Origin of the sequence: Solwaraspora sp. WMMD937 (assembly GCF_029581175.1) — a bacterium.
In the GTDB taxonomy this organism is placed as follows: domain Bacteria; phylum Actinomycetota; class Actinomycetes; order Mycobacteriales; family Micromonosporaceae; genus Micromonospora_E.
This window is the reverse complement of the sequence record NZ_CP120738.1, coordinates 3624771-3639042: the sequence shown is the minus strand read 5'-3', so window position 1 is coordinate 3639042 and position 14272 is coordinate 3624771. Positions and strand designations below refer to the sequence as shown.

The following is a 14272-nucleotide window of genomic DNA, read 5'->3' as shown; positions in this document are numbered from 1 at the left end:
TTGTGGCGTACGGGTCCAACGTCCGGCGCGACCCCCGCCCCGTACCGTGGTGATCATGGCAGAATCCGCAGGCCGCACCGGGCCGTTGCACTACGACATCCAGTACGGCGCCGAGGTGGCCGACGCCCGCCGGGACGGGCGGGCCATCGTCGCCCTGGAAAGCACCATCATCGCACACGGCCTGCCCCGACCCGACAATCTGCGGGTCGCCCGCGAGATCGAGGCCGCGGTACGGGCCACCGGCGCGGTGCCGGCCACCATCGGCATGCTCGGCGGGCGGCTGGTGGTCGGGCTGGACGACGCCGAGCTCACCCGGCTGGCCGGCTCCGACACCGTCGCCAAGCTCTCCGCCCGGGACCTGGCGCTGGCTGCGGCGAGCGGCGTGGACGGGGCGACGACGGTCGCCGCCACCAGCGTGGTAGCGGCGGCGGCCGGGATCGGCGTGTTCGCCACCGGCGGGCTCGGCGGGGTGCACCGGGAGGCGGCGCAGACCTTCGACGAGTCGGCAGACCTGGTCACCCTGGCCGGTACGCCGATCACCGTGGTCTGCGCCGGGGTGAAATCGATCCTGGACGTGGCGGCCACCCTGGAGCGGCTGGAGACCCTCGGCGTGGCGGTCGCCGGCTACCGCAGCCGGCGGTTCCCCGGCTTCTTCGTCACCGACAGCGGCCACGACCTGCACTGGTCGCTCGACTCACCGGAGCACGTCGCCGAGGTGATCCGCGCCCGGCGCCGGCACGGCTTCGGCGGGGGCGCGCTGGTGGTGGCGAATCCACTGCCGCCGCAGGAGCAACTGGATCCGGGCCTGCACGACACCACCCTGGCCACCGGGCTGGCCCGGATGGCCGAGGCGGGCGTCACCGGCAAGGAGGTCACCCCGTTCCTACTGGCGCACTTCCACTCGGCCACCGCGGGCGCCAGCCTGGCGGTGAACATCCGGATCATCCTGCGCAACGCCGAGCTCGCCGGGCGGATCGCCGTGGCGGTGGCGGAGGCGGAGGCCGCCCACGCGGCGGAGTTCGCCGGCACCGCAGAGCCGACCGGCACGGCGGAGTGACCGGCCGCAGGCTGACCGGCGACGGCCCGGCCACTGGTCGGCCGCGCCCCGGCCGGGTCCTGGTCGTCGGCGACCTGGTCACCGACGTGGTGGCCGTGCTCACCGCTCCGTTGGCGGCCGGCACGGACACGGCGGGCGGGATCCGGTTCACCGGCGGCGGCCAGGCCGCCAACACCGCGGCCTGGCTGGCCGCGCAGGGCGTACCGGTGACGTTGGTGGCGGCGGCGGGCGACGACGACCTCGGGGACATCCGGCTGGCCGAGCTGGCCGCAGCCGGGGTCGACCTGGCGGTACGGCGCTGCCCGGGCACGGCAACCGGCACGGTGATCGTGCTGGCCCACGGTGAGCAGCGGTCGATGGTCGCCGACCGAGGTGCCAACCTGTCGCTGCGGGCCGGTGACGTCGACGACGCCGTGGCGCTGTTTCCCGACACGACACACCTGCACCTGTCCGGCTACCCACTGCTGCACCCGGGCAGCCGGGAGGCGGGCCGCCACGCGCTGGTGGCCGCCCGGTCGCGCGGCATGTCGACCAGCGTCGACGCGGCGTCGGCGGCTCCGCTGCTGGCCGCCGGACCGGCGAGGTTCCTCGACTGGGTACGCGGGACCGACCTGCTGCTGGCCAACCTCGACGAGGCCACGGCCCTGGGGCTGGCCGACGGACTGCCGACCCCGGCGCCGGTCCGGCGGCTGGTGGTCAAGCGGGGCTCCGACGGAGCCGTCTGGCACGAGCCGGCGACGGTGGTGTCGGCGGCGGCTGCGACCGTGCCGGTGGTCGACCCGACCGGCGCCGGTGACGCCTTCGCCGCAGGGCTACTCGCCGCCTGGCTAGCCGGCGATGACCCGGTGACCGCGCTGGCCGCCGGCGGGCGGGCGGGCGCGACGGCGGTCGGGGTGGTCGGTGCCCGGCCGGTTCGCCGCGTCGGGTCAGGGCTCGACGTCGATGACGCGGGCCGGTGACGGCGTGGTCGGCACCGCGCCGACCTGCGCCGGGCCGCCCCGTGGAGTGGGTTGGCGCCGCTGGTTGCGCATCCGGTGCCGGTCCTTCGGCGGCCGGTCGTTGGCAAGCAGCACGGCCAGCCACGGCACCAGGATCATACCGACCGCGCAGATCGGCAGCCACAGCCAGAGCAGCGGCGCCTCGCTGGTCACCAGGACCGCGCCGACGATCAGACAGATGCCCCGGATCGACATCATCAGCACGTACCGACGCTGCCGGCCGCGCAGTTGGTCTCCCGGGCTCGGTTCGGCGTCGGTGATCACGGTCGGTTGCCCAGCGGTCCGTCGCACCGTGCCTCCTCGTGTCGCGTACCGCCATCGTCGCACCTGCCGGCGCACGTCGCCGAACGCCCAGCTGCGGACGTGACCGGCGAGACGCGGCTGCTCAGCCCTTGGCCGCCTTCGCCGCCGCCTTCATCTGCTGCTTGTGTTCGCGTACCCGGACCAGGGAGTCCTCGTCGACGATGTCGGCCACCGAGACGTGCACCCCGTCCCGGCCGAACTCGCCGGCAGCCTCCCGCCAGCCCGCCGGCTGTACGCCGTACCGTTTGCCGAGCAGCGCCAGGAAGATCTGCGCCTTCTGCTTGCCGAAGCCGGGCAGCTCGCTGATCCGGGCCAACGCGGTCGCCCCGTCCGGGGCGTCGGTCCAGATCCGGGCCGGGTCGTTGTCGTACCGGTCGACGACGATCCGGCAGACCTGCTGCACCCGGGCGGCCATTGCCTTCGGGAACCGGTGCAGCGCCGGCCGCTGGGCGAAGACCGCGATCAGCTCCTCGGGGTCGTACTCGGCGAGTTCGCGGGCGTCCGGCTGGTGCCCCAGCCGCAGACCCAGGTCGTACGGCGCGGAGAAGGCGCGCTCCAGCGGCACCTGCTGATCCAGGACCATCGCGACGACCAGCGCCAGTGGGCTGCGCCGCAGCAACTCGTTGGCGTCCGCGTCGATGGGCAGCGAAAGGCTCATCCGCGTATCCTGCCGGATCGGAGCAGATCGCCCGGCGACGACCCGCCCCGCCGGGCAGGATGGGCCAGGATTAGTCAGGCGACCGGGCAGGATGACAACGTGACCGACGACACGACCGACTATCCCGCGCTGCTCGACGCGGCCGGGATCGACCAGTTGCGGACCGCACTGACCGCGGCCCGGTTCACCTCGACCGGGATCGCCGAACGGCTGGGGCCGCAGGCCACCTCCGCCGTGGCCCGCAACGACCACCGGGAAGCGCTGCGGCGCACCGCCGACAGTGATCCGCTCGCCACCCTGATCCGCCTGTTCGTCTGCGCCCAGACCGAGCCGGCCGACACGGTCGCCGCCGCACTGGCGCCGCTGTCGCTGGCCGACGCGCTCGCCGCCGGACTGGTGGAGCAGTCACCGGACGGACCCGGGCTGCGGCAGGGCGTCGACCTGGAACCGTACGGCGACGCCTGGTGGGTGATCTCGGACGTGCCGTCGCACCTGCGGGCGGGCCAGCCACTCGCCGCCGATCACGTCCTCGGCATCGGGGGCTCGTCGACCACCCTGGCCGGTGCGGTGCACCGGCGGCCGGTCGGCACGGCGCTGGATCTCGGCACCGGCTGCGGCGTACAGGCGCTGCACCTGGCCGGCCACGCCGACCGCGTCACCGCGACCGACCTGTCGGCCCGGGCGCTGCGGTTCGCCGCCACCACCGCCGCGCTCAACGGCCAACGGTGGGAGCTGCTGCACGGTGACCTGACCGCGCCGGTCGCCGGTCGCCGGTTCGACCTCGTGGTCAGCAACCCGCCGTTCGTGGTGGGGCCGGGCACCGCCACCCACACCTACCGTGACTCGGGCCGGATCGGCGACGGAATCTGTGCCGAGCTCGCGGCCGCCGCCCCGGATCTGCTCACCGACGGCGGTACGATGCACTACCTGGCGAACTGGATGCACGTCGCCGGGGAGGACTGGATCGAACGGGTTGCGGGCTGGCTGGCCGGCACCGGGCTGGACGGCTGGGTGATCCAGCGGGAGGTGGCCGACCCGGTCTCCTACGTCAATCTCTGGCTGGCCGACGCCAGCGAGGGCCCGGACGCGCACCGGGCCGCCGCCTGGCTCGACTGGTTCGACGCGCAGAAGGTCGAGGCGGTCGGCTTCGGCCTGGTCACCCTGCGCCGCAGCGGACACGCCGACCCGGTGGTCCGGGTCGAGGAGCTGCGCCAGCAGGTGGCACCGCCGCTGGGCGACCGGGTCGACGAGTGGTTCACCCGGCAGGACTGGCTGCGCGCCCGTGACGCCGCCGGTCTGCTCGACGCCCGCTACCGGGCTGCCGACGGGCTGCGGCTGCAGCAGGAGGCCGGCATCGGCGACGACGGCTGGGCGGTCGACCGGCAGACCGTCACGTTGACCGATGGGCTGCGCTGGACCGAGGAGATCGATCCGCTGGTGCTGGCGGTGGTCGGCGGGTGCGACGGCCGGTTGCCGATGCGCGAGCAGTTGTCGCTGCTGGCACTCGCGCACGACGTGCCCGAGCACGAGCTTGCCGAGGCCGCCGTGCCGGTCCTGGCCCGGCTGGTCGAACGCGGCATCCTGCTGCCGGGGTGACCGGCGGCGGTGTGACCGGCTGACCAGCCGGCTGACGCGGCGGGCTGACGCGGCCGGCTGACAACCGGCCGGTGTGGCAGGCTGGCCGGTATGCGGGCGGTGGTGCAGACGGTCGGTCGGGCCTCGGTGACGGTCGACGGCGAAGTGGTCGCGGCGATCGGCCCCGGTCTGCTGGTGCTGCTCGGGGTGACCCACACCGACACGGTCACGACCGCCGCCGAGCTGGCCCGCAAGGTCTACGAGCTGCGGATCTTCCCGCCGGATCCGGCCGGCGAGGACTCCGCCGAGCGTTCCGCCGCGCAGCTGGCCGCGCCGATCCTGGTGGTCAGCCAGTTCACCCTGTACGGCGACGTGCGCCGGGGGCGACGGCCGAGCTGGTCCGCCGCCGCCCCGGCGGAACTGGCCGAGCCGCTGGTGACGGCAGTGGTCGAGGCGCTGGCCGCGCGCGGCGCGACGGTACGCACCGGACGGTTCCGGACGCACATGCAGGTGGAAAGCGTCAACATCGGACCGCAGACCATCCTTCTGGAACTGTAACGTCACTGTCAGCAACCGCCATGCGGTGTGCGGCAACGGTCAGGTCCCGAATTCATGCCACCTGGCCCCCGGCTAACCGTGACTTCACGCCCTACCCGGCAAGCTGGTTGTCACCAGCGGCACTCCGCTGCTGGCTTACCACTTGTCGACGCGGGGAGGCGACTGAGAGTGGTCACGCGTACCATCGAAGACGACATCGACACCACCGTCCAGGTCACCACCGACGGTCAGCACGACCTTGACGCCACCGACGACCGCGGCGCTTCGGCCGATCTGGTCCGCGCATACCTGAACGGGATCGGACGCACCAAGTTGCTCACCGCCGTCCAGGAGGTGCTGCTGGCCAAGCGGATCGAGGCCGGGCTGTTCGCCGAGGAGAAGCTCGCCGGGCCCGACCGGCTGTCCGCGCAGCTGCGCGCCGACCTGGCCGTCGTCGCCGCCGAGGGCCGCGCCGCCAAGGACCACCTGCTGGAGGCGAACCTGCGGCTGGTGGTCAGCATCGCGAAGCGGTACACCGGTCGGGGGATGGCCTTCCTCGACCTGATCCAGGAGGGCAACCTCGGCCTGATCCGGGCCGTCGAGAAGTTCGACTACGCCAAGGGCTACAAGTTCTCCACCTACGCCACCTGGTGGATCCGCCAGGCCATCACCCGTGCCATGGCCGACCAGGCCCGCACCATCCGGATCCCGGTGCACATGGTCGAGCAGGTCAACCGGATGGTCCGGGCCCGCCGTGACCTGTCGGCGACGCTGGGGCGGGAGCCGACGATCGGCGAGATCGCCGCCGCCATGTCGGTGCCCGAGTTCCAGGTGATCGAGCTCATCTCCTACGACCGGGAGCCGGTCAGCTTGGACCAGACCGTCGGCGAGGACGGCGAGAGCGCCCTCGGCGACTTCGTCGCCGCTGTCGACCCGCGCGAACAGGGCGGGGAATCCGCGTCCGAGGGCAAGCTGCGCAACGAGGTGGAGATCGTCCTGTCCACCCTGTCCCAGCGGGAGCAGGCGGTGATCCGGCTGCGGTTCGGGCTGGACGACGGCCGGCAGCGCACCCTCGACGAGGTGGGCCGGGAGTTCGGCCTGTCCCGGGAGCGGATCCGACAGATCGAGAAGGTCACGCTGCTCAAGCTGCGGCATCCGTCGCGGGCGCAGCGGCTGGAGACGTACGCCGGCTGACCGGGGGGACAGCCGGCGCATCGGGGGCGGCGGCCGGTCGGAGCAGTGGCTCCGACCGGCCGCGCGACGTCAAGACGGTCACCGCCGGCGCGGCCGTTAGATACGGTCACCGCCGGCAGCCGTCTGGTGCGGTCACAACCGGCGCGGGCCGGTGTCCGGGCGGGCGTCCGGCGGACCGACCACGACGCTGGCGTGCAGTACCGCCAGCCCGTCCGGCCGGGCCAGCACCGGGTTGAGCCGTAACCGGTGGACCTGCGGCTGCTCGTCGGCGAGCCGCCCCACCCGCAGCAGCAGATCGACCAGGGCAGCCCGGTCCACCGGGCTGGCTCCCCGATAGCCGGACAGCAGCGGTGCCGCCCGGGGTTCGTCGACCAGCCCGGCCGCGTCCCGGTCGGTCAGCGGCGCGGCCCGCCAGGCCCGGTCACCCAGCAGATCGGTCGCTACGCCGCCCAGCCCGAAACCGACCACCGGGCCGAAGGTGGGGTCGGTGGTCGACTCGACCACGCAGGCAACGCCGGGTGACACCATCCGTTGGATCAGCACCTGCGCGCCGAACTGGGCCGCGACGTCACGGTACGCCCGTTGCACCGCGTCCACGCTGGCCAGATCGAGTCGTACCGCGCCGAGGTCCAACCGGTGTCGCAGTCCGTCCGCGGCGGCCTTGAGCACGACCGGCAGGCCCAGCCGCCGCGCGGCGGCCGCCGCCTGGTCGACCGAGGCGGCCGGGATCGAGTCGACCACCTCGATGCCGTACCCGGCGAGCAGCCCGACCGGGTCGACCGGGTCGACGGTCAGCGCGGCACCGGCCGCAGCCGGGTCGATCCCGGCCAGGTCCGGCACCGTACCGGGCGGCTCGCGCAGCCAGTCGGCGTAGTCGGCGACCCGGGCCAGCGCCCGGACCGACTCCTCCACTGACGGGTAGGTCGGCACCCCGGCCGGCGGCTGGCCGACCAGCAGTGTCGCGACCGTCGGCTTGTCGCCGGCGAGTGCGACGCTGGCCAACGCCGAGGTGAAGTCGGCGTCCTCGTCCGCCAACTGGTTGGGCAGCGGCGGTGCGAACACCACCACCAGGGCGTCCACGGCGGCATCGACGGCGGCATCGGCGAGCGCGTCGGCGAACTCGTGCGCGCCGGCTTCGGGCGCGACGGTACGCGGGTAGTCGGCCGCCACGGCGAGCCGCTGTGCCCGGCAGGCCGCCGCGGCTAGCATGGTCAACGCCGACGAGTTGCCGACCACGGCCACCCGCCGGCCGACCGGCAGCGGCTGGTTGGCCAGCAGGGTACCGACGTCGAACATCTCCGCGACCGTGTCGACCCGGATCACCCCGGACCGGGCGAACAGCCGGGTCACCGCGGCGGCGTCCGGGCCCTGCTCGACGGGTGCCGCCGGGCCGGCGCCGGAGGCCAACGCCACCACCGGCTTGGTGCGCCCGATCCGGCGGGTCAGCCGGGCGAACTTGCGGGGATTGCCGAACGTCTCCAGGTACAGCAGGATCACGTCGGTGCCGGGGTCGTCCTGCCAGTACTGCAGCAGGTCGTTGCCGGAGACGTCGGCCCGGTTGCCGGCCGACACGAACGTCGACAACCCGAGCCCACGGCGGTCCGCCTCGGCGAGTAACGCCACGCCGAACGCACCGGACTGGCTGAAGAAGCCGACCCGGCCGGCCGGCGGAAGCTGCGGCGCCAGCGTCGCATTGAGCCGGATCCGAGGGTCGGTGTTGGCCACGCCGAGACAGTTCGGTCCGACCACCCGCAGCCCGGCCACGTGCGCCGTACGGATCAGTTCCCGCTGGGCGGCGGCGCCGGCCGGGCCGGACTCGGCGAACCCGGCCGAGATGACCACGACGCCGTGGGCGCCGGCGGCGGCGGCGTCGGCGACCACGGCCGGCACCGCGTCCGGCGCCACCGCGACGACCGCCAGGTCGACCGGGTGGCCGGCGTCGGCCGCCCGACGGTGGGCGGGCAGCCCGCCGATGCGGTCCACCGCCGGATGCACCGGGACCACGTCCCCGGTGAACCCGCCGTCGCGCAGGTGACCGAGGACGGCCGCGCCGATCCCCTGGCCGGTGGCGCTGGCACCGTAGACGGCGACTCCCCGTGGGGTCAGCAGCCGGGCGATCGACCGGGCCTCGGCGCTGTGTTCCCGGCTCCACTGCACCTGCAGGGACGCCTCCGTCGGGGCGATCGGAAAGCTCAGGTGGACCACGCCGTCGGCGTACCGGCGGCGGACCTGGAAGCCGGCGTCGGCGAAGACCCGCAGCATCGGCGCGTTGACCGGCAGCACCTCGGCGACGAACGAGGTGACGCCTTCGGATCGGGCGGCGGCGGCGAGATGTTCCAACAGCACCGAACCGACGCCCCGGCCCTGGTGGGCGTCCTCGACGACGAAGGCGACCTCGGCTTCGGGCGAGCCCGGGCCCATCCGGTCGTAGCGGCCGACCGCGAAGATCCGGTCACCGGAGACCACCACGAACGCCTCCCGGTCGTGGTGGTCGACGTTGACGAAGCGCGCCAGGTCGCGGTCGGGAATCCGCGGGTACGGGGAGAAGTACCGCAGGTAGCGGGTGCGGTCGGAGAACCGGGCGTGCATCGCGACGATCGCGTCGGCGTCGTCCGGGCGGATCTGCCGCAGATGGACGGTGGTGCCGTCGCGCAGCAGCACGTCAGCCGATCGGTCCATGGTCAGTCCCGGGGGTCGTGCGGATCGAGTCCGTGCAGGGGGAAGACCGCCCGGCGGGTCGCCATGATCGCCCGGTCGACCGGGTCCGGGTCACCGGCCGGCTGCCACGGCTGAAAGTCCAGGTCGGCCCCGTCGGTCATCCGCAGCGGGACCTGTCGGCCCGGGCAGCGGGCGGCGGCCATCTCCCGCCACCGGGACGGGGTCAGCGTGGCCGGGTCGATCGGCGCGCCGGTGGCGATCGCCAGCAGATGGGTCCAGGCCCGGGGCACCACCTCGACCAGGGCGTACCCGCCGCCGCCGGTGGCGACCCAGCGGCCACCGCAGTGCTCGTCGGCGAGGGCCCGCAGCGCCAGGTACGCGGCCCGCTGGCCATCGACGCTCAGCCCCAGGTCGGCCAGCGGGTCGAGCCGGTGCGCGTCCGCCCCGCACTGGGTGACGAGCAGCTGCGGCCGGAAGGCGCGCAGCAGCGACGGCACCACGGCGTGGAACGCGCGCAGCCAGCCCCGGTCGGCGGTGCCGGACGGCAACGCGACGTTCACCGCGCTGCCCTGCGCCCCGGGGCCACCCACCTCGTCGGGGAAACCGGTGCCGGGGAACAGCGCCAGCGGCGTCTCGTGCAGGCTGACGGTGAGCACCTGCGGGTCGTCGTAGAACATCTCCTGCACCCCGTCGCCGTGGTGCACGTCGATGTCGACGTACGCGATCCGTTCGGCACCGAGGTCGAGCAGCCGGGCGATCGCCACCGCCGGGTCGTTGTAGACGCAGAACCCGGCGGCCCGACCGGGCATCGCGTGGTGCAGCCCGCCGGAGACGTTGACCGCCCGCCGTACGTCGCCGCGCCAGACCGCCTCGGCGGCGGCCATCGTGGCGCCGGCTACCAGCGCGCTGGCGTCGTGCATCCCGGCGAACGTCGGATTGTCCGGGGTGCCGAGGCCGTACCCGGAAAAGAACGGATCGTCGTGGGCGACCCGGACGGCGTCGAGGTAGTCGGCCCGGTGCACCCGGGTGAGCGCCACGTCGTCGGCCGGCTCCGGGGCGAGCAGCCGCACCCCGGGGCGGTCCAGCAGGCCGTACTCGCGGGCCAACGCGATGGTCAGCTCGACCCGTACCGGGTCCAGCGGATGGTCACCGAGGTCGTACGCCAGCAGGTGTTCGTCCCAGACCACCAGCGTCGCGTCGGTACCGCCCGCCGCCCGTGTCTGGTTCGTCCCGTCCGGCAGCTGACTCGTCCCGTCCGACATCTGGCCATCGTCGCACGCACCTGCCGACCCCGTGCCCGGCCGGCAGCAGACCGGGTCAGCCGGGGTCCGCGCCGGTGGCGACCGGTCGGGCCGGGTCGGTGATCCACTCGCTCCACGATCCGGGATACAGTGCCGCGTCGGTGCGGCCGACGCGGTGCAGGGCGAGCACCGTGTGCGCGGCGGTCACCCCCGACCCGCAGTACGCCCCGACCGGGGCCTGCGGGCGCAGTCCGGCACCGGTGAACCGGTCCCGCAGCGTCCCGGCGTCACGCAGCAGCCCGGCGTCGTCGAGGTGCAGCGTGGTCGGCAGGTTGACCGCGCCGGGGATGTGCCCGGCCACCGGGTCGACCGGCTCATGCTCGCCCCGGTACCGGGCGTCGGCGCGGACGTCGATCAGCAGCCCACCCTGCCGGGGTAGCCGGCCGGCGGCGGCGGCGTCGAGCACCGGCATACCTCCCGGGCGTACGGTCACGTTACCGGGCGGCGGTGCCGGCACGTCGGCGGTAACCGGTCGGCCGGCTGCCAGCCAGGCGGGGTAGCCGCCGTCGAGCACCCAGGTCGGCCGGTGCCCGGCCCAGCGCAGCGTCCACCAGGCGCGGGCGGCGGCGAGACCGTCGCCACCGTCGTAGACGACGACCGGCCACCCGGTGCGCACCCCGGCCCGGCGCAACGTCCGCTGCAGCGGTGCCGGGTCGGGCAGCGGGTGCCGGCCGCCGGCGCCCGGTGTGCCGCACAGGTCGGCGTCCAGGTCGACGAAGACCGCGCCGGGCAGGTGGGCTGCGACGTAGTCGTCGCGGCCCGGCGGGCCGACGAGCCGCCAGCGCACGTCCAGCAGGGTCGGCGGTCGCCCACCGGCCAGCGCGGCGGCGAGCCCGGTGACGGCGACGGTAGGGTCTGCGGTATCGAACACCATCCCAGTCAACACCATGCGGGGCTACGCCTGTCCCTTGCCGATCGTCCGTTCCGGCTGGTTATCGGTGCTGCAAGGTAGGATTGAACACTGGAGGGCAGCTGACCGTGAATGATCTTGTCGATACCACAGAGATGTATCTGCGCACCATACTTGAGCTCGAGGAAGAGTCGGTGCCACCGCTGCGTGCCAGGATCGCCGAGCGGCTGCACCAGAGCGGCCCCACCGTCAGCCAGACGGTCGCCCGGATGGAGCGCGACGGGCTGCTCACCATCGAGGACGACCGTAACCTGCGACTCACCGAGCTGGGCCGGGCCCAAGCGGTCTCGGTGATGCGCAAGCACCGGCTCGCCGAGCTGCTGCTGGTCAACGTCATCGGCATGCCCTACGAGGAGGCCCACGAGGAGGCCTGCCGTTGGGAGCACGTGATGAGCGACGCGGTCGAGAAGAAGGTCTACGACCTGCTCAACCGGCCGACCCGGTCGCCGTACGGCAACCCGATCCCCGGCCTGGAAGCGCTGGGTGACGGACCGGCGGAGCTGGCGAATCCGGACATCAGCCCGGACACCGAGCGCAACCTGGCGTTCCCCGGCCTGACCGGCACGGTCGTGGTCCGTCGGATCTGCGAGAGCGTGCAGACCAACGCCGACGTGCTCCGCCAGTTGCACGCCGCCGGGGTGGACCCGGGGGCGACGGTCACCGTCGCGCAGGAACGCGACGGGGTGACCATCGACCGGTCCGGCGACAAGATCCACCTGCCGCGCGAGGTCGCGTCCCGGGTGTTCGTCGCGGCCGCCGACCACGGACGGTCGCTGGCCGGCGCGGCCGCCTGAGTCACCGGCGCTCCGCCGGTCGGCGCGACCGCCCTGGACGCGACCCGGCCGGCGGTGCCCCGGCAGGGCCGGCCGGTCACTTCTTGCGGTTGTCGTGCACCACCCGGGCCAGCTCGACCATCTTGGGCGCCAGCTCCACGGCGGACAGTTCGTCGTCACCGGGGGCGAACGTCCAGCGCAGGCTGATCAGCTTCGGGTCCCCGGTGATCCAGTTGACCTCCAGCGCCGCCCCGTACCCAGTGTCCGGGTCCGGCTTGACCGGAATCCAGTAGGCGGCCTTGCCGAGATCCTTGATCTCCTTGGCACCGACCGGGGCGACGTCGTCGGCGAAGACCGACGCGCTCGCCTTGGTGTCCGAGATGGAGACCATCAGGTCGGGCAGTGGCTCCTCGGCCGGCCGCAGCACACACGACTGCGTCTTGTCGTGCTTGTTGGCCGCCGCCACCTCGAACCGGAACCCGACGGTCTGCTCGACCACGTCGAAGTCGAACACCCGGCATGCCCCACCGGACTCGGCGGCCGGCGGACGGGGCACCTCCGGGTACGGCTCAACCGGGCTCGGCGACGGACTGGCCTGGACCGGGTCGTCCGGGGCGGGGTTCTCGGTGGCCACCGCCCGGTCGGAGCAGCCGGCGGCGAACAGCAGCAGGATCAGCCCGGCGCCGGACAGGCGCAACCGAACGCCCACAGTGACCTCCCACGGTCAGGCCGGCCGAAAAAGGCGGATTGTTCGTCGCACACCGTACGGGTTCCGCCGCCGCCGCGAAAGCCCGCCACCCGCACCGACCGCGCCGCGTAGGAAATCCCCGGAATCACCCCAGATACGGGCAGTGCCGGCAACCCTGGTCACAGCAGGTACCCCGGTGGGCAAGGAACGCCGCGGTCAGCACGAACAGCCCGGTGCCCGGGTCCAGGTAGCCGGCCTCGCCGGCGTCGAGCGCCGCCGCGTGCGCGGCCAGCACCGCCGCCCGGTGCGGGTGGTCGGCCGGCAGCCGCGCCGGATGCGGTTCGGTGAGCGGGCGGTCCGCCAGCGGCAGACGCCGCCCCCGCTGCCGTGCCATGCCGGTGACCTTACGCAGGCCGCCGGTGTGGTAACACTCGTGGGTCCCACCGCGCCGCGACGGCGCGACCCACCGACCCGAACGGACCGCCGATGACCGCGTACGCCCTGCTGATCCACCCGTCGGCGAACCGGGTGTACGCCGAGTCGGCGGTCGGGCTGGCCGCCGCCGAGCTGGCTGTCTTCGCCGACCGGGCCCTCGGCGGCCGGGTGGACGACGTCGCGGTCACCACGATCGGCGGGCTGCCGTACGTCACCTTCACCGGTGTCGATCTGACCGACCGGGAGCTGTCCGTGCTGGCGAACCTCTCCGCGCGGTACGCGTTCTTCGCCCGCGACGGCGACCTGCTACGGCCACTGGAGGTGACCGGCCGGGACCGTTTCGACAGCGATCTGATCACCATCCCGAAGTACGCCGGCAAGACCAACGAGCAGTTCACCAAACTGCTGTTGAACGTGACCGCGCTGGCCACGACCGGCCGGGCCGGTGGCGCTGGCGCTGGGACCAGCGGGACCGCCGTTACCGTCGGAGCGGCGGCCGGCCCGTTCGGCCCGGACTCGCCGCCGCTGCGGGTCCTCGACCCGATGTGCGGCCGCGGCACCACGCTCAACCAGGCGACGATGTACGGCTGGCACGCCGCCGGGGTGGAGATCGACGGCAAGGACTTCGAGGTGTACGCCAACTTTATCCGTACCTGGTTGAAGCACAAGCGGCTCAAGCACTCGGCCGAGATCGCCCCGGTGCGGCGCAACCGGGCCGTGCTGGGCCGGCGGCTGGCGGTCACCCTGGCGGCCAGCAAGGACGACCACCGGGCCGGGCGGATCGTCGACCTGACGATGGTGCACGCCGACACCCGCCGCAGCCGGGAGGTGTTCCGGGCCGGCAGCTTCGACGCGATCGTCACCGACGCGCCGTACGGGGTGCAGCACGGCACCCGCGGTCAGGCGGACCGGTTGACCCGCGATCCGTTGGGCCTGCTGGCTGAGGCGTTACCGGGGTGGGTGGCGCTGCTGCGCCCCGGCGGGGCGCTCGGTATCTCCTGGAACACCCTGGTCGCCGCCCGCGACGATCTGGCCGCGCTGCTGGTCGAGGCGGGCCTGGAAGTGGCCGACGGTCCGGGGTACGGCGGCTTCGTCCACCGGGTCGACCAGGCGATCGTCCGGGACCTGATCGTGGCCCAAAGAGTCTGACAATCGCCAATTACTGACACGATCGACAGTTCGTCA

At 73.6% G+C, this 14272-nt stretch carries 14 protein-coding genes; 7 read left to right on the top strand and 7 right to left on the bottom strand.

What is annotated here, in order from left to right; all coding sequences use genetic code 11:
- The first annotated feature begins 55 nt into the window (after nt 1-55).
- A complete protein-coding gene (locus tag O7621_RS15955) occupies nt 56-1057 on the top strand; it encodes a pseudouridine-5'-phosphate glycosidase (RefSeq protein ID WP_282230006.1) in 1002 nt (333 codons plus the stop codon).
- Entirely contained in the window at nt 1054-2016 is a 963-nt protein-coding gene (locus tag O7621_RS15950; protein WP_282230005.1) for a carbohydrate kinase family protein, read from the top strand. The genes O7621_RS15955 and O7621_RS15950 overlap by 4 nt, the downstream gene beginning before the upstream one ends.
- Here the strand turns inward: O7621_RS15950 and O7621_RS15945 are convergent.
- Together O7621_RS15945 and O7621_RS15940 are read right to left on the bottom strand one after the other, a co-directional pair.
- Entirely contained in the window at nt 1984-2346 is a 363-nt protein-coding gene (locus O7621_RS15945; RefSeq protein WP_281554068.1) for a DUF3099 domain-containing protein, read from the bottom strand. The genes O7621_RS15950 and O7621_RS15945 overlap by 33 nt on opposite strands.
- A 94-nt stretch (nt 2347-2440) precedes the next feature.
- Complete coding sequence (locus tag O7621_RS15940) at nt 2441-3016, bottom strand: HhH-GPD-type base excision DNA repair protein (protein WP_282230004.1); 576 nt, start codon at nt 3014-3016, stop codon at nt 2441-2443.
- A gap of 99 nt (nt 3017-3115) precedes the next feature.
- Between O7621_RS15940 and O7621_RS15935 the strand changes: the two genes are divergently transcribed.
- The 3 genes from O7621_RS15935 to sigB all read left to right on the top strand — a co-directional run bounded on the left by O7621_RS15935 (nt 3116) and on the right by sigB (nt 6322).
- Nucleotides 3116-4612, top strand: coding sequence for a methyltransferase (locus tag O7621_RS15935; protein ID WP_282230003.1), 1497 nt, complete (start codon nt 3116-3118; stop codon nt 4610-4612).
- 90 nt (nt 4613-4702) lie between these two features.
- Complete coding sequence (dtd, locus tag O7621_RS15930) at nt 4703-5149, top strand: D-aminoacyl-tRNA deacylase (protein WP_282230002.1); 447 nt, start codon at nt 4703-4705, stop codon at nt 5147-5149.
- A gap of 195 nt (nt 5150-5344) precedes the next feature.
- Nucleotides 5345-6322 carry an RNA polymerase sigma factor SigB gene (gene sigB / locus O7621_RS15925; RefSeq protein ID WP_282234612.1) on the top strand — a complete coding sequence of 326 codons (978 nt, stop codon included), beginning with the start codon at nt 5345-5347 and terminating at the stop codon, nt 6320-6322.
- Between the two features lie 132 nt (nt 6323-6454).
- Here the strand turns inward: sigB and O7621_RS15920 are convergent, their stop codons facing one another.
- The 3 genes from O7621_RS15920 to O7621_RS15910 are packed head-to-tail and all read right to left on the bottom strand — an operon-like array spanning nt 6455 to nt 11155.
- Nucleotides 6455-9001, bottom strand: coding sequence for a bifunctional GNAT family N-acetyltransferase/acetate--CoA ligase family protein (locus tag O7621_RS15920; RefSeq protein ID WP_282230001.1), 2547 nt, complete (start codon nt 8999-9001; stop codon nt 6455-6457).
- 2 nt (nt 9002-9003) lie between these two features.
- Nucleotides 9004-10242 carry an acetoin utilization protein AcuC gene (locus O7621_RS15915; protein ID WP_282230000.1) on the bottom strand — a complete coding sequence of 413 codons (1239 nt, stop codon included), beginning with the start codon at nt 10240-10242 and terminating at the stop codon, nt 9004-9006.
- A 55-nt stretch (nt 10243-10297) separates the two neighbouring features.
- A complete protein-coding gene (locus tag O7621_RS15910; RefSeq protein WP_282229999.1) occupies nt 10298-11155 on the bottom strand; it encodes a sulfurtransferase in 858 nt (285 codons plus the stop codon).
- Nucleotides 11156-11253: 98 nt separating this feature from the next.
- Here O7621_RS15910 and O7621_RS15905 point away from each other — a divergent pair, with 98 nt between their 5' ends.
- Nucleotides 11254-11985, top strand: a complete 732-nt coding sequence (locus O7621_RS15905; protein WP_282234611.1) for a metal-dependent transcriptional regulator — start codon at nt 11254-11256, stop codon at nt 11983-11985.
- Between the two features lie 76 nt (nt 11986-12061).
- On the opposite strand, the gene O7621_RS15900 is transcribed toward O7621_RS15905, so the two are convergent.
- Both O7621_RS15900 and O7621_RS15895 read right to left on the bottom strand, forming a co-directional pair.
- The gene (locus tag O7621_RS15900; RefSeq protein WP_282229998.1) at nt 12062-12673 is read right to left on the bottom strand and encodes a hypothetical protein; all 612 of its coding nucleotides are present in this window, start codon (nt 12671-12673) and stop codon (nt 12062-12064) included.
- A 124-nt stretch (nt 12674-12797) separates the two neighbouring features.
- The gene (locus O7621_RS15895) at nt 12798-13046 is read right to left on the bottom strand and encodes a DUF5522 domain-containing protein (protein WP_282229997.1); all 249 of its coding nucleotides are present in this window, start codon (nt 13044-13046) and stop codon (nt 12798-12800) included.
- Between the two features lie 92 nt (nt 13047-13138).
- Between O7621_RS15895 and O7621_RS15890 the strand changes: the two genes are divergently transcribed.
- Nucleotides 13139-14236, top strand: coding sequence for an SAM-dependent methyltransferase (locus O7621_RS15890; RefSeq protein ID WP_282229996.1), 1098 nt, complete (start codon nt 13139-13141; stop codon nt 14234-14236).
- Nucleotides 14237-14272: the final 36 nt, after the last annotated feature.

Bases quoted from the DNA above. Each gene is read 5' to 3' on its own strand.
- O7621_RS15955 (WP_282230006.1), top strand. From the start codon at position 56: ATGGCAGAATCCGCAGGCCGCACCGGGCCGTTGCACTACGACATCCAG.
- O7621_RS15915 (WP_282230000.1), bottom strand. From the start codon at position 10,242: ATGTCGGACGGGACGAGTCAGCTGCCGGACGGGACGAACCAGACACGG.
- O7621_RS15910 (WP_282229999.1), bottom strand. From the start codon at position 11,155: ATGGTGTTCGATACCGCAGACCCTACCGTCGCCGTCACCGGGCTCGCC.
- O7621_RS15920 (WP_282230001.1), bottom strand. From the start codon at position 9,001: ATGGACCGATCGGCTGACGTGCTGCTGCGCGACGGCACCACCGTCCAT.
- O7621_RS15895 (WP_282229997.1), bottom strand. From the start codon at position 13,046: ATGGCACGGCAGCGGGGGCGGCGTCTGCCGCTGGCGGACCGCCCGCTC.
- O7621_RS15940 (WP_282230004.1), bottom strand. From the start codon at position 3,016: ATGAGCCTTTCGCTGCCCATCGACGCGGACGCCAACGAGTTGCTGCGG.
- O7621_RS15890 (WP_282229996.1), top strand. From the start codon at position 13,139: ATGACCGCGTACGCCCTGCTGATCCACCCGTCGGCGAACCGGGTGTAC.
- dtd (WP_282230002.1), top strand. From the start codon at position 4,703: ATGCGGGCGGTGGTGCAGACGGTCGGTCGGGCCTCGGTGACGGTCGAC.